Genomic DNA, 18,955 nt, shown 5'->3' with positions numbered 1-18,955 from the left:
GAATGAGGTCAGGAGACAGGAGGTCAGCGAGGCTTTGAACTTCATCGGGGGCAGTAAGATTGATAATACCGAGAGCTTGTGAAAGTTCCATTTAAAAAGGGTCCATGATGAGCATGAACCCTTTTTACACGAGCCACCGGATCGGTCAACTGATCCTTAAACGATCGGCATTAAGCCACCTGGGCTGCCTTTTTGCTGTCTGTCATTCAGACTTATTTGAAGAAGTCTGCGCTTACAGTCAGGTTGCCACCGCTCTTGTTCTGCCACTGGCGGGTAATGTGGTAGAACTTGGCACCCTTGGCAGCCGCACGGTTCGCGACTTCCTGCGAAACATCCGTGGTGCTGTTGAAGTGGCCGGTAAAAGTGGTGGAATCAAACGGAACCATCTGTGCGGCAGTTACGTCATTCACTTCCTGAATCTTTGCACCGTTAGTGGCAGTGACAGTGTAACGCTTGCCAGTTGATGACTGCGTTTCAAAGAAACGGCCAACATCACGGCTTGGGCTACCAGAGGATGCCACACCCGGGATTTCGACCTTGGCTGCTGCTGCGCCGCCCGCTGCCAGTGCTGCTTTACCGGCTTCAGAATCAGCAGGGATAGCATCCGGAGACTGAACAACACGTTTTTGTGCATCTTTCTTATAAATGAATGCAGTGATGTACTGGTTGCCGCCGCTGTTGGCATCAATCTGGCGAACGATGAAGAAGGAATACGCCCCTTTTTCTTTCGCTGCTTTCGTAATGGCATCGTTGACGTCTGGCTGGCTGCGGTAGAAACCGTTAACGGTGACGGTATCGAAAGGTTCGAGGCCGTAAGCAACATCTTTAGGCAGCTCAACCACACCGTTGATAACACGGTAGTGAGGATCATTGCTGATTTCTGGCGCATCTTTTTTATAGATGTCTGCAACTACGCGCCAGTTCCCGCTATTGTTAGTGCTGTTGGTATCTTGAATATAAAAATAATCTGCACCCAGCGTATCGGCACGGCGGGAAACGGCGTCAGCGGCGTCGCCCAGCGTGTTGAACCGCCCGGTAATAACAATGCGATCAAAAGGCTTGATGGCTGCGGCTTTCTGCGGGCTAATTTCCTGCGCGGCATGTGCAGCAGACAGCGCAGAAACAGAAAACAGGGCCGATGCGATGATCGTTTTTGTCAGCTTCATAAAAAATCCTTCCACCTTGCGCAGTAATGTTGAAACGTGCTGAATTCTTGATGTGTAACAGGTTAGCGGACGATTATTGCATGTAACAATGCCAAGTGTCTCAGCAATTTATGGCAATAATGCGTGTGCTACCGGTATATCACATCACTTTTATTACTGCGCATAACTTATATAAGTTTGTTGAATAATCCAAGTAGTGAAATAAATGTTAATTATTCACTATTTTCTAACTTTTATGCCCAGTCCGAGCGGGTTATGGTAGAAGGATCCTGAGTGATTGATCCGGTGTTACGGTTGTTATGAGGTGGATTAAAGGCTTGTTTCTCAGGGTTTGCAGCAGGTTTGCGGACCATATCGACTTTTTTAATATTAATTACCTGTCTATCGCTGTGATACGTAGATTATTGATTAGATATTCAGTAGGTTATAGTCAGCCTGAAAAAATAAAATTCGGTGGCTTATGAACCGACGGGCTTGTACTTGAATTGTTATGTCGATGACAAAAATCATCAATGAAAAGGGTGAAGGGAATACTATGCGTATTGGTGTACCAAGAGAGCGGTTGACCAATGAAGCCAGGGTTGCAGCCACGCCGAAAACGGTGGAGCAGTTGTTGAAACTCGGCTTTACGGTCGCTATCGAACAGGGGGCCGGTAAGTTAGCCAGCTTTGAAGACTCGGCTTATGAGCAAGCGGGGGCATCAGTCGTCAGCGGTGATGATGTATGGCACTCAGATATCGTTTTGAAGGTTAATGCGCCAGAAAACGATGAAATCGATAAATTACAGGCGGGAACCACGTTAGTCAGCTTTATCTGGCCTGCGCAAAACCCTGATCTGATCCAAAAACTGGCCGACCGTCAGGTGACGGCAATGGCTATGGATTCTGTGCCGCGTATTTCCCGTGCGCAATCCCTTGATGCCCTGAGCTCAATGGCTAACATTGCCGGTTATCGTGCGATCGTTGAAGCGGCGCATGAGTTCGGTCGTTTCTTTACCGGGCAGATTACTGCCGCAGGTAAAGTGCCACCGGCAAAAGTGATGATTATCGGTGCCGGTGTGGCAGGGCTGGCTGCTATCGGTGCAGCTGGCAGCCTCGGTGCTATCGTCCGTGCGTTTGATACCCGCCCGGAAGTGAAAGAGCAGGTCAAAAGTATGGGCGCTGAATTCCTCGAGCTGGATTTCGAGGAAGAAGCAGGCAGCGGCGACGGTTATGCCAAAGTGATGTCCGAAGCGTTCATTAAAGCGGAAATGGCGTTGTTTGCGGCGCAGGCCGAAGAAGTGGACATTATCGTCACGACCGCGTTAATCCCTGGCCGTCCTGCACCGAAACTCATCACCAAAGAGATGGTTGCCTCTATGAAGCCGGGCAGTGTGATCGTCGATCTGGCGGCTCAGACAGGCGGTAACTGTGAGCTGACAGTAGCAGACAAAATCACGACCACTGAAAACGGCGTGAAGATTATCGGCTATACCGATTTGCCAAGTCGTCTGCCAACGCAGTCTTCCCAGCTTTACGGTACCAACCTGGTTAACCTGCTGAAATTGCTGTGCAAAGAGAAGAACGGGGAAATCGAGATTGATTTCGAAGATACCGTTGTGCGCGGTGTGACAGTCGTGAAATCCGGCGAAGTCACCTGGCCTGCACCGCCGATTCAGGTCTCTGCTCAGCCTCAGGCTGCGAAAGCCGCAGAGCCTGTTGCCAAAGCTGAAGCCAAACCGGCGTCGCCGTGGACCAAATTCATCATTATGGCTGTGGCTATTGTGCTGTTTGGCTGGCTGGCGAACGTTGCCCCGAAAGAATTCCTTTCCCACTTTACCGTATTCGCGCTTTCGTGCGTGGTCGGTTATTACGTGGTGTGGAATGTCAGTCATGCGCTGCATACCCCGCTGATGTCGGTGACTAACGCCATCTCCGGGATTATCGTGGTCGGTGCCGTACTGCAAATCGGTCACGGCGGCTGGGTGAGTTTCCTGTCCTTCGTCGCAGTTCTGATTGCCAGTATCAATATTTTCGGCGGATTCACCGTCACTCAGCGCATGCTGAAGATGTTTCGTAAGAACTAAGGGGAATATATGTCTGGGGGTTTAGTAACAGCAGCATATATTGTTGCCGCAATTCTGTTTATTTGCAGCCTGGCTGGGTTGTCAAAACATGAAACATCCAAGCAGGGTAACATTTTCGGTGTCACCGGGATGGCGATCGCGTTAATCGCGACCATCCTTGGACCTGACTCCGGCAATGTTGGCTGGATCATCGTTGCTATGGTGATTGGCGGTGCGATCGGTGTTTATCTGGCGCGTAAAGTCGAAATGACCGAAATGCCTGAGCTGGTGGCGATTCTGCACAGCTTCGTGGGTCTGGCGGCGGTTCTGGTGGGCTTTAACAGCTATCTGGATCACGGTGTTGTGCCGATGGAAGGCGTGATGGAAAATATCCATCTGACCGAAGTATTCCTCGGTATCTTCATCGGCGCAGTGACCTTTACCGGTTCGATTGTGGCGTTCGGCAAACTGCGTGGGATCATCTCTTCCAAACCGCTGGCATTGCCACACCGGCATAAACTGAATCTGGCTGCACTGGTCATTTCCTTCCTGCTGATGGTGATGTTTGTTCGCACTGAAAGCGTAGGGCTGCAGGTTCTCGCATTACTGATCATGACCCTGATCGCACTGGCGTTTGGCTGGCACCTGGTGTCCTCCATCGGTGGCGCGGATATGCCGGTTGTGGTTTCCATGCTGAACTCCTATTCCGGTTGGGCTGCAGCTGCGGCAGGTTTCATGCTCAGCAACGACCTGCTGATCGTCACCGGTGCGCTGGTGGGGTCTTCCGGTGCAATTCTGTCCTATATCATGTGTAAAGCCATGAACCGTTCGTTCATTAGTGTGATTGCAGGCGGTTTCGGTACTGACGGTTCTTCTACCGGTGATGCTGAAGAGATGGGTGAATATCACGAAGCCAGCGCGGAAGATGTGGCTGATATGCTCAAAAATGCCAGCTCAGTAATCATCACTCCTGGCTATGGCATGGCAGTTGCTCAGGCACAGTATCCGGTGCATGACATCACGGCGAAATTGCGCGCGAAAGGCATCAAGGTGCGTTTCGGTATTCACCCTGTTGCGGGGCGTCTGCCGGGCCACATGAACGTCTTGCTGGCCGAAGCAAAAGTGCCGTATGACATCGTGCTGGAAATGGATGAAATCAATGATGATTTCAGCGATACCGACGTGGTGCTGGTTATTGGTGCCAATGACACCGTGAACCCGGCCGCGCAGGAAGATCCGCGCAGCCCAATCGCCGGTATGCCAGTGTTGGAAGTGTGGAAAGCGCAGAACGTGATTGTGTTTAAACGTTCAATGAATACCGGTTATGCCGGTGTGCAGAACCCGCTGTTCTTCAAAGAAAATACCCAAATGCTGTTTGGCGATGCTAAAGAAAGCGTAGAGAAAATCCTGCGCGCGCTGTAATCAATCGAAATCCGTAATGCAAAAAGGCCAGTCAGTTGACTGGCCTTTATTTTTTGTATGAATCAGACTTTACTCGTCTTCATCTTCTTCGTCGTCATCTGACGTAATAGGGCATTCGAAATCATCGGGTTTGATTGCCAGCAAATCGCATTTCAGATGGTCGATCACCTGTTCGGTAGTATTCCCCAAAAATGCGGCAGAAAGGCCGGTGCGGCCAATCGCACCAAGAACAACCACACCTGCCTGCAAATGCTCTGCAAGGTCAGGAATGACTTCTTCCGGCAGGCCTTTTTCCACGTGCGTATATTTTTCATCAAGCTGGAATTTCTGTCGCAACGCTTTCATCGCGATCAGATGCTGACCGCGGATGGCGTCGTTATATACGCTTGGGTCGAAGTCCGGCAGTTCAATAGCAATATTGATTGGCGTAACCGGATAGGCGCCGACCAGATGGACTTCCGTCTGATTAACGTGAGACGCCAGCTCAATGGTCTCTTTCACCAGTTTAATGTTGAGCGGGTCGTGATAAGGTTCTTCGCTGGAAAGGTTGACAGCAACCACCGCTTTGCCGCCTTCCGGCCACGGCTGGTCTTTTACCATCCATACCGGACATGGACATTTACGCAGTAAGTTCCAGTCAGTCGGGGTGAAAATAACAGACTCAAGGCGGTCATGCTGATGAGCCATTTTCAACAACAAGTCGTGATTATTGGAAACGACTTCCTGAATAATGGCTTCGAAAGGCTTGTTATGCCAGACAACTTTGACATCAATGGGAATGCCCGCTTCGACATAATACCGGCACTGTTCTTTAATCCATTCTTCCCGTTCGCTGATCACACTTTGTCGCATACTGGTCCGTTCGTCGGGCGACAGCATGGTGGTCATCTCATAGGAGAAGTCATAAATCGACAGGAAGGCTTTGATGCGGCCACCATTACGTTGCACCAGATAAACGGCACGACGTAGCGCGGGTTGGTCATCCTGATTGGGGTCTATAGCAACCAGTAAATTCTGATACTTAGCCATGGGGACTCCTTAACACCTGTAGAGGAACGGCGGTCAGTGTATTAAGTACAGAGTAAACCAAGATTAAGCAATCGGACAGAGGAGAAATTGAGTCGGATCAACAAATTATTCTTTGCAGATCCGACTCAATATTTATCAGGCAGAAACCGGAGCAGACTGACCGGCTAATTGAGAAAGCATTTCATGATTCTCAATGGTGATGTATTTACCTTTTACGCTCAGCATTTCTGATTTCTGGAAACGACCGAGTAAACGGCTGATAGTTTCCACGGTCAGGCCGAGGTAATTACCGATGTCGCCACGGGTCATGGTCAGGCGGAATTCGCGCTGAGAGAAACCACGTTGCGCAAAGCGGCGGGAGAGGTTGTAGATAAATGCAGCCAGTCGTTCTTCAGCATTTTTCTTCGACAACAGCAGGATCATATCCTGGTCGCCTTTTATCTCACCGCTCATCAGGCGCATCATTTGCTGGCGCAGATTCGGCATTTTTCCGGAGAGATCGTCGAGGGTCTCAAACGGAATTTCACAAACCATAGACGTTTCCAACGCTTGCGCAAAACTTGGATGCTGTAAGCCTCCAATGGCATCAAAACCCACTAAATCGCCCGCAAGATGGAAGCCAGTGATTTGCTCGTCGCCTTGCTCAGTGATGGTGTAACTTTTGATGGTGCCTGAGCGAATCGCATATAAAGACTTCAGTTCATCACCGGCTTTAAACAATGCCTGACCTTTTTGGATCGGCTTTTTCCTTTCAATAATGTTGTCTAACTGATCGAGTTCATGTTCGTTCAGCGTGAAAGGAATACAAAGCTGGCTGATGCTACAGTCCTGACAATGGATTGCACAGCCACCAGATTGGATACGTCGAATAATACGCTTTTCCGGGATCATAAGAGTCACTCTGGCAATATTGATATGGGTCAATTTTAACATCTTTTGCAGCGAGTGATAAGTAGCTATAAGTAGCTAAAAGGGCGAAATGTTAAAAAACCCCGTTTTTTAACGGGTTTTTTTTCTCATTATTTTGATCTGCACTGAGAATTAAGCCCAATTGAGAATCAATGAGATTCAAAGCTGGATCAAATTATCAGTAAAAAGAATATTTAAATTTTAGAGAATAAGTAGATTGAATCAATTTAGGAGAGAAAACGTCTATTTCATTATCCGTTTTGGTTCGTTATTGACCAAGGTTTTTTGCAATTCTTGCCGTAAAAGACGCATCGGATTATGGCATAAAACGCCGTACCGGATCGACTTTGATACCCATTCACCTCACAACCGCTTACAATGGCTGAATTCGTTTAGCTTTTGTTTACTTTAGGAAAGGTGTAATGCAGTCTGATTCTCTGGGTTTTCCGTTTGAAACCACGCTTGTTTTTGTCGTTGTAGCTGTTGCGGCGCTGCTGACTGACATCTTTGCCCACCGCAGTCATAAGCCTATCGGCCTGAAAAGTGCCTCCCTTTGGACCCTATTCTGGATCGCTGTTTCTCTTGGTTTTGCCGGATTCTTATATATCCATCACGGCAAAGAAGTCGCCAGTCTTTTCCTTACCGGTTATGCGCTGGAACAGGTGCTTTCCATTGATAACCTGTTTGTGATTATGGCCATTTTTGCCTGGTTTAAAGTGCCGGATGGCTATCGTCACCGCATTCTTTACTGGGGCGTGATTGGCGCAATTGTCTTCAGGGGGATTTTCGTGGTGATTGGTACCAGCCTGCTGGCGCTGGGGCCATGGGTGGAAATGGTGTTTGCCGTTGTCATTCTCTGGACCGCTATTCTGATGATGCGCGCCTCCAGCGATGATGAAGAAAATGATGATTACTCCGATCATATTGCTAACCGTATGGTACGTCGTTTCTTCCCGGTGTTCCCGAAACTGGTGGGGCCACATTTTCTGGTCAGCAGTGAGCAGGTAGAAGCTGAACTGGCGAAGCCGGAAAATCAGGGCTTCAGCTTTACGGTGAAGAAGGGCGTACGTTATGCAACGCCGTTATTGCTGTGCATTGCTGTGGTTGAAATTTCAGACCTGATGTTTGCGTTTGACAGCGTACCTGCCGTCATCGCTGTCAGCCGTGAACCTCTGATCGTCTATTCCGCCATGATGTTTGCCGTGCTTGGTTTACGTACGATGTATTTCGTGCTCGAGGCTCTGCGTAAATATCTGGTGCATCTGGAGAAATCAGTGATCTTCCTGCTGTTCTTCGTGGCGGCAAAACTGGCACTGAATTCCAGTAACCATCTGTGGCATCACGGGATTGAAATCAGCGCATTAGCCAGCCTTTACGTGGTGCTGGGTGTTCTGGCGTTAGGCATCATTGCCAGCTTACTTTTCCCAGGGAAAAAAGAAGCCGCGTAACGCCAGTCTGAAATTTATGCATAAAAAAACGCTGCGATTGCAGCGTTTTTACTTTCTGCGGTAATTCTTTTAAAAGGCGTTACACATCGCCTTCATTATCTTTTTCGACTGCTTCATGAATGCGGTCCAGCATGTCCGGGAAGGCGGACTGCACACGGCTCCAGCTTGGAATGAACGGCTTTTCGCTCGGCGTATCCACAAAAGCCTGACCGGCTTCCATGATCGCGCCTGAGAATAATTCTACCGCCGATTCCTCGCTGTGACGGTCAAAAGTTAACCCGTTCATTTTGGCGTCATTTTCAAATCCGTCGATCATGTCCAGCGCATTACGATAATAGGTCGCTTTCAGAATACGGAAAGACTCACTGGTAATATTCACGCCGAGAATAGCCATCTTACGATACAGCGCTTTGGTGATATCAATACTCATGCGCTGTAAACCATTAGACGCATCCTCTTCTGACATCGGCTGGTGTTTATGGTCGTAATTGTCGGCAATATCCACCTGACAAATACGCTTGGTCGCCGTATTACGGTGCAGTTCTGACAGCACACCAATTTCCAGCCCCCAGTCACTCGGAATGCGCAAATCGTTCAGAACATGCGTGCGCATCGCAAATTCACCTGAAAGCGGGTAACGGAAGGTGCGCAGATACTCAAGAAAATCAGAATGGCCGTAAACGATTTGCAGGGATTTCAGCAACGGGAAAACCAGCAGGCGACCGACGCGGCCATTGAATTTCCCGTCTGCCACACGGGCGTAATAACCTTTGCAGAAATCGTAATGGAAGTTGGGATTTGCCACCGGATACATCAGGCGAGCCAGCATCTCGCGACTGTACGTGACAATGTCACAATCATGCAGCCCGACCACTGAGGTGCGGCGCGAGGCCAGCGTATAGCCGACACAAAACCACACATTGCGGCCTTTGCCCGGTTCATTCGGGGAAAGGTTTTCTTTCTTAAGCTCCTCATCCAGTGCAGTCAGGCGCGGACCGTCATTCCATAAAATGCGGTGACGCTGCGGCAGGCGGGAGAAAAATTCGCGGGCAAATAAAAATTGATCACGGTCAGCGCGATCTAAACCAATAACGATTTCTTCCAGATACGGGACTTTCGTCAGCTCGTCGACAATGCGCGTCAGCGCCGGACCTTCCAGTTCTGAAAATAACGACGGTAATATTAATCCCATTGAACGGCGGCCGGAGAACACCTGCAGATCGTATTCCAGTTCTTCGACTTTACGGTTCGTCAGATTATGAAAATTAGTAATGACACCATCCTGATAAAAATCGCTCATACGGTATTCTCCAATTTTAGAATAGATAAAATTATTGGAAGTCTTCTCTGCAAACACAGAACGATAAACAATGTGGAAACCAACTATTAATAAAGTATTTTACCTTTTCCATTTTTCCTTCAGAGAAGGGTAATAAAATGATTCAGCCCCTGACTCCAGCCGCGCGGGCCAAATTCATCGGTGCGAAAAACCTGTGTCACATCGTCTCGCTGTAGCGGCATTTCATGCTCATGATGGCCTTTGATCACCACGGCGTAATTCACCGCTTCCAGCATAGATAAATCATTAGGGCCATCTCCCAGACCTATGCTTAACACCGGATGACCGCGTTTTTGCTGATAGCGCGCCGTTAACCATTGCACCGCCTGACCTTTACCGGCACCAGCCCCCATTACGTGCCAAAAACGCCCGCCGCGTGTCAGTGACAGGCCTTCGCGCGTGAGACATTTTTTCAGGTGCGCGAAATCCAGATCATTACCGAACCAGATCAGCGGTTCAGAAGCGTCACGTTGCATCGCCAGTGCCGCGTCCTTGACCGCCAGTCCGGTCCAGACTGCGACCTGTTTCGCCGTAACATCACCAAAGCCGCGAAACTCAAAATCATAACGCTGGCGTAGTTCCACTAAAACCTGGCGGATCTCGCGATAACTCGCGCCGGAAAGGTGAAACGGCGCGGCGTCCTCATCCCGCCAGTCAGGTGGCAGATGAATGATTGCGCCATTTTCTGCAATAAAAGGCTGCTGTGTCAGATTCAGATCAGCCTGCAGTTCCGCCACTTCGGCTGAGGTTTTACTGGTGGTTAAAATTAACGGAACCTGTGCCACCGAGAGTTTATCCAGCCAGGGCTGCGCGGGTTGCCAACTGTAATCATGATGGTCGAGCAGTGAGCCATCAAGGTCAGTGAAAATAATCAAGGGATCATCAAGGTAAGGCATTTTTTCTCCTCAATTGTGCCGGGGAACGCAAGCACAAGCTCACTGGTTTACTTCTTCCCCAGCAGCTAAGTATAGATATAAAAATGAGTTTTAACGGCGGGCAGGGCATTTCCGGAATTTTTACCGACGCAGTTCCGCAGGCGTGTGACTTTACCCGCAGCGGGTTTATGGCGATAATTTGGTGCAGTCCCCCCGCTGAAAAAGAGGTAAGCAGATGAGCGAAGATGATGATTTATTCAGTCAGGAGATGGCAGGTGTACAGCCACTGGCGTCGGATAAACGGGTGGTCTACCTCAAAAACTCAGTTGCAGGGCACAAGGTGAGTGCAGACCCTGAGTCGGAAATGCGTGAGAATCCGCTGACTACCGGCTTTCTGAATATTCAGCCATGCGATGACCCTCTCGAATACAAACACGATGGCGTACAGCAGGGAGTGCTGGATAAACTCCGGCAGGGGAAATACCCGCTGGAAGCCAGCCTGAACCTGCTGCGCAAACCTGTTGAGCAGTGCCGTCAGGAACTGTTTGCCTTTTTCTGTCAGGCACAGGCTGAAAATTTACGCACCTTGCTGATTATTCATGGGCGTGGCCGCGAAGACGAAAGTCATGCGAATATTGTGCGCAGTTATATTGCCAAATGGCTGCAGCAACTGGATGACGTGCAAGCGTTTTGCGTCGCTGTTCAGAAAGATGGCGGTGCAGGAGCCTGTTATGTCGCACTAAAGAAAACCGCGCAGGCAAAACAGGAAAACTGGGAGCGCCACGCCAAGCGCAGCCGGTAATTTTTATTGCGCTATGGTTCAACGGTGCGTCCGTTGCAGCGTGGTTTAAGCATCACCCCTTACTGTCCTGATACTTTTCATGCCCGGCGACGGGCACTTAATCGAGTTATTTCCATGTTCTCAAAACCGGTTTATCTGCGCTGTACACTTGTGTTGTGCGGCGTCAGCCTTTTATCTGCCTGTGATCGTCATATTCCTGAGCCGCTGGTGATTGAGGGCAAAACTATGGGCACGTTTTATCGTGTCAGTCTGGCAGGAGTGGATAAAAACCGGGAACCGGCGCTGCGCGAACAAATTGAAGCACAGCTTAAAGAAGACGATCATCAGCTGTCGACTTACAAAGATGACTCCGTACTGTCACGTTTTAATCAGTATCAGGGCAACGTGCCGCAGCCGATCAGTGAAGGAATGGCCGATGCGATTGTTACCTCCATCCGGATTGGCAGGCTGACCGGTGGCGCGATGGATATTACTGTCGGCCCGCTGGTGAATCTGTGGGGATTCGGGCCGGACAAACAGCCGGTAAAAATCCCGACAACGGAGCAAATCGATGCCGCCCGCGCCCGCACCGGTTTACAGCATCTTAAAGTGATCCAGCAAAATGACGGGCAGTACCTGCAAAAAGATTTACCCGGGATGTATGTCGATCTCTCGACCGTGGGCGAAGGCTACGCTACCGATCATCTGGCACGTTTAATAGAAGGCAACGGCATCAGCAATTATCTGGTGTCTGTCGGCGGAGCGGTGGTTTCCCGCGGGCATAACGCGCAGGATAAACCCTGGCAGGTGGCAGTTCAGAAACCGACAGACAAAGAAACTGCGGTGCAGGCGATTGTTGATTTGCAGGGCATGGGGATCAGCACTTCCGGCAGTTATCGTAATTATTACGAACTGAACGGCAAACGCCTTTCACACATCATTGATCCGGCGACCGGTTCGCCGATCACGCACAAGCTGGTGTCAGCCACGGTGATTGCACTGACCGCACTGGAAGCGGATGGCTGGGATACCGGCCTGATGGTACTTGGCACGAAGAAAGCGCTGGCGCTGGCTGAGCAACAGCATCTGGCGGTGTATCTCATCACCAGAGAAGGCGACACGTTTAAAAGCTACATGTCTCCACAATTCAAAGCCTATCTGAAAGATCCGGAGTAGGTTTTCGCTGCTTCAGATCCTCCTTGTCTGAAGCAGCGCCAAAGTCTTAGTGTTTCGCGGTGCTGATCAGCTCGAACAACACGACAGTGCGGGAGGTGCAGACGTACTCGCGGCCAAACTCAAAGTTGTGCTCGTTGATGTCGTCCGGCTGGAAGGTATCGAAAATATGTCGCCAGCTTTCACCGTGCGCCACCGAAGGCAAGGTGAACACCACGTCTTCGTGTGACGCGTTGAACAGCAGCAACACGGTGCTTAGTGAGCCCTGGCGAACCAGACCGGTGGGCTGGGCGCGCCCGTCAAGCAGCATCGCAATGCATTTGGCATGCGGATCTTTCCATGCCGCATCCGTCATTTCCGGCCCCTGTGGCTGGAACCAACTGACATCTTTCACTCCCAGTTTTTCATGCAATGCGCCCGTCAGGAAACGTCCGCGATGCAATATCGGGAAGCGCTTACGCAGGGCAATGAGCCGGTAGGTGAATAGCAACAACGACTGACCTTTGTCTCCAATATCCCAGTTCACCCAGGCAATCTCTGTGTCCTGACAATAGGCGTTATTATTGCCGTTTTGCGAGCGGCCAAATTCATCACCCGCAAGCAGCATCGGCGTTCCCTGAGAAAGCAGTAACGTCGCCAGCATATTACGCATTTGCCGCAACCGCAGTTCATTGATGGCCGGATCGTCAGTCGGGCCTTCCACACCATAGTTGGCCGAAATATTGTTATCGCTGCCATCCTTGCCGTCTTCGCCGTTCGCTTCGTTGTGTTTACTGGCATACGACACCCAGTCATTGAGCGTGAAACCATCATGGGCAGTAATAAAATTCACGGAAGCATAAGGCTTGCGGCCCCGGTGATTAAACAGATCTGCTGAACCGGAAAGCCGTGTGACAAACTGCGCCAGTTGGCCCTCGTCGCCACGCCAGAATTTGCGCACCGTGTCGCGGAACCGGTCGTTCCATTCCATCCAGCCCGGCGGGAAGCCGCCCACCTGATAGCCGCCGGGACCGCAATCCCAGGGTTCGGCGATCAGTTTGCACTGACTGAGGATCGGATCCTGACGGCAGGTGTCGAGAAAACCGCAGCCCTCATCAAAGCCATAGCTTTCACGTCCGAGGATCGTCGCCAGATCAAAGCGGAAACCATCGACCTGCATCTCGGTTGCCCAGTATCGCAGCGAGTCTGTGACCATCTGTAATACGCGCGGATGACTGAGATTGAGCGTATTACCGGTACCGGTATCGTTAATGTAATAACGCTTATTGTCCGGCATCAGCCGGTAATAGCTGGCGTTATCGATACCTTTAAAAGACAGCGTCGGACCCAGCTCGTTACCTTCAGCGGTATGGTTGTAAACGACATCCAGAATGACCTCAATACCCGCAGCGTGCAGGGTGGCGATCATTTGTTTGAATTCGTTGACGGTATGCGTTGCCATATATTGCGGATGCGGCGCAAAGAAACTCAGCGTGTTGTAGCCCCAGAAATTATGCAGACCTTTGTCCTGCAAGTGCCGGTCATCGGTGAAAGCGTGGACCGGCATCAGCTCGACAGACGTGACCCCGAGAGAACGGATATAGTCCACGATATGCGGCGTGCTCATGCCGGAAAACGTGCCGCGCAAATGCTCAGGTACTGCCGGATGGCGCATGGTATAGCCGCGTACATGCGTCTCATAAATCAGGGTTTTTTCCCAGGGGATATGTCTTTTACGTGAACGGGCCCACGAGAATGCCGGATCAATCACCCGGCATTTAGGCAAAAACGGTGCGCTGTCACTGTTATCGATGTGCAAATCTTTCTTTGGGCTTTGCAGGTCATAGGCAAACAGAGCATCGTCCCATTTCAGTTCGCCGACAATCTGCTTGGCGTAAGGGTCGAGCAGTAACTTGGCGGGATTAAACCGGTGACCATCGTGCGGCGCATAGGGACCATGCACGCGATAGGCATACAGCAGGCCAGGACGGGCATCCGGCAGATAACCATGCCAGACTTCATCGGTATATTCCGGCAGTTCGATCACATCATATTGCTCGCCGTTTTCGTTAAAAAGACACAGTTCTACCTTGGTGGCGTTGGCTGAAAACAGTGCGAAATTTACGCCCAGCCCGTCCCAGGTCGCCCCCAGAGGCACCGGCAGTCCTTCGCGTACCCGTGTGGTGTGTCCGGAATCGAAACTGCGCACAATTTCACCGTCGCTGTAAGGCTCGATAATACGTACGCCAAACTCATCTACTGCAATATCAACCTGTAAATGCGCCGGAAGGGTGCGGATTGCTTCCGTTGTTACGGCAGGTTTACTTATCTTGCTGGATCGGGCCTTTGCCATACTTGACGTCACTCCGTTTCAGGGAAATCTGACAAAAATTGCCGAAAAGGGCCGTCTGCGTTCACGCAGACGATAACAACGAGTGTAGACCGGACTTCGTAACTTCTCCCGTAAACCGCCGAAAAGCTGTACAAGAGGAAGGGCTTCGTCGATAGTGAAAGCGAAAAAGCTAGCCTGCTAGTTATTGTCTGACTTTATCCAGAGGAATCTCCATGACCATCGCGTTGCTCAGCCATGTTGAACTTGATGCTGGCTATCCTGACCGGTTCGAAGTGGCCGGTTTTACTCTCTTTTTTGCGACGACGCCTGAACAACGTGCGAACCTTGATCCGCAGATTGCTCAGCAAATCCGTGCGGTATTAACCATTGGCAGCATCGGACTAAGTGCAACTGAAATGGACGCGTTACCGGCGCTGGAAATCATTTGTGCACAGGGTGTGGGGTTTGAACATATTGATGTCGCGGCTGCAAAACAGCGCGGTATTCACGTCACGAATGGCCCCGGCACCAATAACGCTTCTGTCGCTGACCATACACTGGCGCTGATGCTGGCGGTCACGCGGAAAATCCCGCAGTTTGATGCCGCTGTACGTACGGGAGAATGGAAAAAAACGCGCTGGAATACGCCGGGAATGGCGGGTAAACGTCTGGGAATTATCGGGCTGGGAAATATCGGTGCATTGATTGCCCGCCGCGCGGCGGGCGGATTTGATATGGCGATCGGGTATCACAACCGGCGTTCGCTGGAAGACAGCCCGTACCGTTATTTCCTCACCATCACTGAGCTGGCTGAGTGGGCTGATTATCTCGTGGTGGCGACGCCGGGCGGCAAAAATACCGCCAGGCTGGTGGATGGCAATATTCTGCGCGCGCTGGGGCCGGAAGGGTTTTTGATTAATATTGCGCGGGGAAGTGTGGTGGACAGTGCCGCGCTGATTGCCAGCCTGCACAATAACGAAATCGCCGGTGCCGCACTGGATGTGGTGGACGGCGAGCCGCAGGTGCCGGCGGAAATGCTCACGCTGGATAATCTGGTGATCACGCCGCACGTCGCGGGGCGTTCGCCGGAATCAGTAGAAAATATGCTGACCCTGGTGTTATCAAATCTTGAGGCGCATTTTGGCGGCAAACCGGTCTTGACGCCGGTGCCAGAGTAAGCCGCTGATTGTTACCGTTTTGCTGAGAATGCTTTAAAAACGCTGCTTGCCGGCGTTTTTTATGGCAGCCAAAAAACAGACACCTGATTTCTATAGTCGTAAAAAGCATAAGTAACCGCTTTTTCTTATTTGTCTGGCATAGCAACAGATCGTAACAATAGGGTTTTCGGCAAGCAAAGAGGCAGACAGCGGTGAACTTTCAACAACTCAAAATTATACGGGAATCAGCGCGATGCAATTACAACCTGACCGAAGTATCGAACATGCTGTTCACGTCGCAGTCAGGTGTCAGCCGTCATATCCGCGAGCTGGAAGATGAGCTGGGCGTTGAGATATTTATCCGTCGTGGAAAGCGCTTACTGGGGCTGACTGAGCCGGGTAAAGAGTTGCTGGCAGTGGCCGAGAGAATTCTCAATGAGGCGCAGAATATCCGCCGTCTTGCGGATGTTTTCTCTAAAGAAGACGCGGGCGTGCTGACCATCGCCACCACTCACACTCAGGCGCGTTACAGTTTGCCTAAAGTCATCAAAGCTTTCCGTGCGATTTATCCGGGGGTACGCCTCGAGTTGCATCAGGGTTCGCCACAGGAAGTGCTGACAATGCTGCTGAGCGGGCAGGCGGATGTCGCCATCGCCAGCGAAAAGCTGATGAATGACCCGTCAGTCGCCGCGTTTCCGTATTACCGCTGGCATCACGCAATTGTCGTACCGCAAGGGCATCCGCTGACGTTGCAACACCCGCTGACGTTACAACATCTGAGCGAACAACCGCTGATCACCTATCGTCAGGGTATCACTGGCCGTTCCCGTCTCGATGAAGCTTTCAGCCGTGCCGCGCTGACCGCCGATATCGTGCTGAGTGCACAGGATTCTGATGTGATTAAAACCTACGTCGAGCTGGGATTGGGCGTGGGCATCCTGGCAGATAAGGCATTTGAAGCCGCCCGTGATACCGGCCTGCAGTTGATCAATGCCGAGCATTTATTTGAAGCCAATACGGTCTGGCTGGGACTGAAGAAAGCGCAATTGCAGAGAAACTACGTATGGCGGTTTATTGAGTTGTGTAATCCGGGTCTTTCTGTGAATGAGATCAAAGAGAAGGTATTTGCGACGGGCGGGGAGCCGGTGATTGACTATCAGATCTGAGGGCCAAGCTTTTCGCTCCTCCCCCTGCGAAGGAGGAGGCTGGGAGGGAGCTAACGGAGCTAGGTAAATTTTACATATAAAAAAACCGGTCATGAGACCGGTTTTTTATCTTCGCTAAAAGCGAAACCTAGACTGCCGGTTTGGCGATCACATTGCGGTTTTCCATGCGAACTTCAGCAATGTTAACCTCAATAATGTCGCTCTGGCGGTAGGCCACTTCGCCTTTAATCAGGACAGTACCGGTATCGGCGCTGCACACCAGTTCGTCGCGCACGCTGTGCAGGAACGGAGCAGGGATGAACGCCACGGCACCGATATCTTGCAGACGTATGCGCAGGCCGCCGCGGGTGACATCGATAATTTCAGCACTGAATTTAACGTCAGTGCCGACTTTATCTTCCAGGTAACGGGCATACAACCAGTCACCGACATCGCGCTCGGCCATGCGGTTGGCACGACGGCGTTCTGCCAGTTGAATGGTCATGTCGTCCTGAGGTTTTTCAGCAGACTGTTGCAGGATCATCGCTTTCAGCAAACGGTGGTTCACCATGTCGCCGTATTTACGGATAGGTGATGTCCAGGTCGCATAAGCTTCCAGCCCCAGACCGAAGTGCGGCCCCGGAGTGGTGCTGATTTCTGCAAAGGTCTGGAAACGACGGATGCGACTGTCGAGGAACTGGGTTGGCAATGCATCAAGCTTACGGCGCAGAGCGCAGAAGCCCGGCAGGGTCAGCAGTTCTTCAGCGTTGGCTTCAACGTCATTCGCCTGCAGCACGGTGACCGCGTTTTCCACCAGCAGAGGATCAAAACCGGTATGCACGTTATAAACGCCGAAACCGAGGCTGTCGCGCAGGGCGATAGCGGCACAGACGTTGGCGGCAATCATCGATTCTTCAACGATGCGGTTAGCAATGCGGCGATGCTCGGCGATGATTTCCAGCACGTTACCTTTCTCACCCAGCACGAAGCGGTAATCAGGACGGTCTTTAAATACCAGTGCATGTTCGGTACGCCATGCGCTGCGCACGTCGCAGACGCGTTTGAGCAGGCGGATCTGTGAGGCGATCACCTCACTGGCCGGTTGCCATTCGCTTTTCTCATCCGCTTCCAGCCAGTCAGACACGTCGTCATAAGCCAGTTTGGCTTTCGACTCGATAGTCGCCGCGAAGAAACGAATGTCGCTGCCCAGTGTGCCATCTGCGCCTACCGTGACAGAACACGCCAGAACCGGACGGCTGACGTCCGGCCACAGGGAACAGATATCATCGGACAATTCACGCGGTAGCATCGGGATGTTGAAGCCCGGCAGATAGTTGGTGAATGCGCGTTTTTTCGCAATGTTGTCCAGCTCGCTGCCTTCGCTGACGTAAGCCGTCGGGTCAGCAATTGCGACAGTCATTTGCAGGGTGCCGTCGCTGTTGTCTTTCACATACAGCGCGTCATCCATGTCCTGCGTACTGCCGCTGTCGATAGTGACAAATGGCAGGGCGGTCAGGTCTTCGCGGGTCAGGCCTTCATCGCGTAGCTCGGCAATGTCAGATTTCGGCGCTTCACGTTCAAGGTTATGACGTGCCAGCGTGACCCACCACGGCGCAAGATCGTCGGCGCCGGTGGTGATCCATTCGGTGATTTCAGCCTGGAAGCTGTGGTCGCCTTCTTTCAGCGGGTGACGGCGCATTTCAGCCACACACCAGTCGCCGTCATTCACTTCATGATTGATGCTGCGGGCAACGCGGCACTGAATAGCATCACGTAATAAAGGATGATCCGGAATGATAGAAAGACGGTCGTCTTTCTTCGTTACGCGGCCAACAAAACGGCTGAGAAAAGGTTCAACCAATGTTTCCGGCTGGACGACTTCACGCTCTTTTTCGGTTTGCAGGGAAGCGATAACGCGATCCCCGTGCATGACTTTTTTCATGTACGGAGGCGGAATGAAATAGCTTTTTTGACCGTCTACTTCAAGAAAGCCAAAGCCTTTCTCAGTGCCTTTTACGATGCCTTCGACACGCGGAGTCTGAGAGTGAAGTTGCTGTTTTAGCTGCGCGAGCAGCGGGTTATCTTGAAACATATCGTCCAGAGAATTGGGGGTTAATGTGGCTCGATTAGCGGCAGACAGTTTTACGCGATCTGAC

At 51.3% G+C, this 18,955-nt stretch carries 14 protein-coding genes; 7 read left to right on the top strand and 7 right to left on the bottom strand.

Annotated elements, in window-relative coordinates; all coding sequences use genetic code 11:
• Positions 1–212: 212 nt before the first annotated feature.
• Positions 213–1,166: a DUF1471 family protein YdgH gene (gene ydgH, locus LC431_RS16430; protein ID WP_013575568.1), complete on the bottom strand. Its 954-nt coding sequence runs from the start codon at positions 1,164–1,166 to the stop codon at positions 213–215.
• Positions 1,167–1,701: 535 nt separating this feature from the next.
• Here ydgH and pntA point away from each other — a divergent pair.
• The gene (gene pntA, locus LC431_RS16425; RefSeq protein ID WP_013575567.1) at positions 1,702–3,231 is read left to right on the top strand and encodes a Re/Si-specific NAD(P)(+) transhydrogenase subunit alpha; all 1,530 of its coding nucleotides are present in this window, start codon (positions 1,702–1,704) and stop codon (positions 3,229–3,231) included.
• Between the two features lie 9 nt (positions 3,232–3,240).
• Complete coding sequence (gene pntB, locus LC431_RS16420) at positions 3,241–4,632, top strand: Re/Si-specific NAD(P)(+) transhydrogenase subunit beta (protein WP_013575566.1); 1,392 nt, start codon at positions 3,241–3,243, stop codon at positions 4,630–4,632.
• A 69-nt stretch (positions 4,633–4,701) separates the two neighbouring features.
• Here pntB and uspE read toward each other — a convergent pair whose 3' ends face one another.
• Entirely contained in the window at positions 4,702–5,661 is a 960-nt protein-coding gene (gene uspE, locus LC431_RS16415; protein WP_013575565.1) for a universal stress protein UspE, read from the bottom strand.
• A gap of 135 nt (positions 5,662–5,796) precedes the next feature.
• The gene (locus LC431_RS16410; protein WP_013575564.1) at positions 5,797–6,552 is read right to left on the bottom strand and encodes an FNR family transcription factor; all 756 of its coding nucleotides are present in this window, start codon (positions 6,550–6,552) and stop codon (positions 5,797–5,799) included.
• A 440-nt stretch (positions 6,553–6,992) separates the two neighbouring features.
• On the opposite strand from LC431_RS16410, the gene LC431_RS16405 reads away from it, so the two are divergent.
• Positions 6,993–8,018 (top strand): TerC/Alx family metal homeostasis membrane protein, encoded by a 1,026-nt coding sequence (locus LC431_RS16405; protein WP_013575563.1) that lies wholly within the window; start codon positions 6,993–6,995, stop codon positions 8,016–8,018.
• Between the two features lie 79 nt (positions 8,019–8,097).
• On the opposite strand, the gene LC431_RS16400 is transcribed toward LC431_RS16405, so the two are convergent.
• Both LC431_RS16400 and LC431_RS16395 read right to left on the bottom strand, forming a co-directional pair.
• Positions 8,098–9,318, bottom strand: coding sequence for a glycosyl transferase (locus LC431_RS16400; protein WP_013575562.1), 1,221 nt, complete (start codon positions 9,316–9,318; stop codon positions 8,098–8,100).
• Between the two features lie 119 nt (positions 9,319–9,437).
• Entirely contained in the window at positions 9,438–10,253 is an 816-nt protein-coding gene (locus LC431_RS16395) for a mannosyl-3-phosphoglycerate phosphatase-related protein (RefSeq protein ID WP_119261651.1), read from the bottom strand.
• Between the two features lie 214 nt (positions 10,254–10,467).
• Here LC431_RS16395 and smrA point away from each other — a divergent pair, with 214 nt between their 5' ends.
• Entirely contained in the window at positions 10,468–11,034 is a 567-nt protein-coding gene (gene smrA, locus LC431_RS16390) for a DNA endonuclease SmrA (protein WP_013575560.1), read from the top strand.
• Positions 11,035–11,148: 114 nt separating this feature from the next.
• The gene (gene apbE / locus LC431_RS16385; RefSeq protein ID WP_223510092.1) at positions 11,149–12,189 is read left to right on the top strand and encodes an FAD:protein FMN transferase ApbE; all 1,041 of its coding nucleotides are present in this window, start codon (positions 11,149–11,151) and stop codon (positions 12,187–12,189) included.
• Between the two features lie 46 nt (positions 12,190–12,235).
• Here the strand turns inward: apbE and glgX are convergent, their stop codons facing one another.
• Positions 12,236–14,518, bottom strand: a complete 2,283-nt coding sequence (glgX, locus tag LC431_RS16380) for a glycogen debranching protein GlgX (protein ID WP_013575558.1) — start codon at positions 14,516–14,518, stop codon at positions 12,236–12,238.
• Positions 14,519–14,730: 212 nt separating this feature from the next.
• Here glgX and LC431_RS16375 point away from each other — a divergent pair, with 212 nt between their 5' ends.
• On the top strand, positions 14,731–15,675 hold the full coding sequence (locus LC431_RS16375) for a 2-hydroxyacid dehydrogenase (protein WP_166860327.1): 945 nt from the start codon (positions 14,731–14,733) through the stop codon (positions 15,673–15,675).
• Between the two features lie 191 nt (positions 15,676–15,866).
• The gene (gene cbl / locus LC431_RS16370; protein WP_013575556.1) at positions 15,867–16,820 is read left to right on the top strand and encodes an HTH-type transcriptional regulator Cbl; all 954 of its coding nucleotides are present in this window, start codon (positions 15,867–15,869) and stop codon (positions 16,818–16,820) included.
• Positions 16,821–16,947: 127 nt separating this feature from the next.
• Here cbl and LC431_RS16365 read toward each other — a convergent pair whose 3' ends face one another.
• On the bottom strand, positions 16,948–18,891 hold the full coding sequence (locus LC431_RS16365) for an exoribonuclease II (RefSeq protein ID WP_013575555.1): 1,944 nt from the start codon (positions 18,889–18,891) through the stop codon (positions 16,948–16,950).
• Positions 18,892–18,955 lie beyond the last annotated feature (64 nt).

This window comes from Rahnella sp. GSA61A, from assembly GCF_019969905.1.
Classification (GTDB): Bacteria; Pseudomonadota; Gammaproteobacteria; order Enterobacterales; family Enterobacteriaceae; genus Rahnella; species Rahnella aceris.
This window is presented reverse-complemented; position numbering and strand designations above follow the sequence as displayed.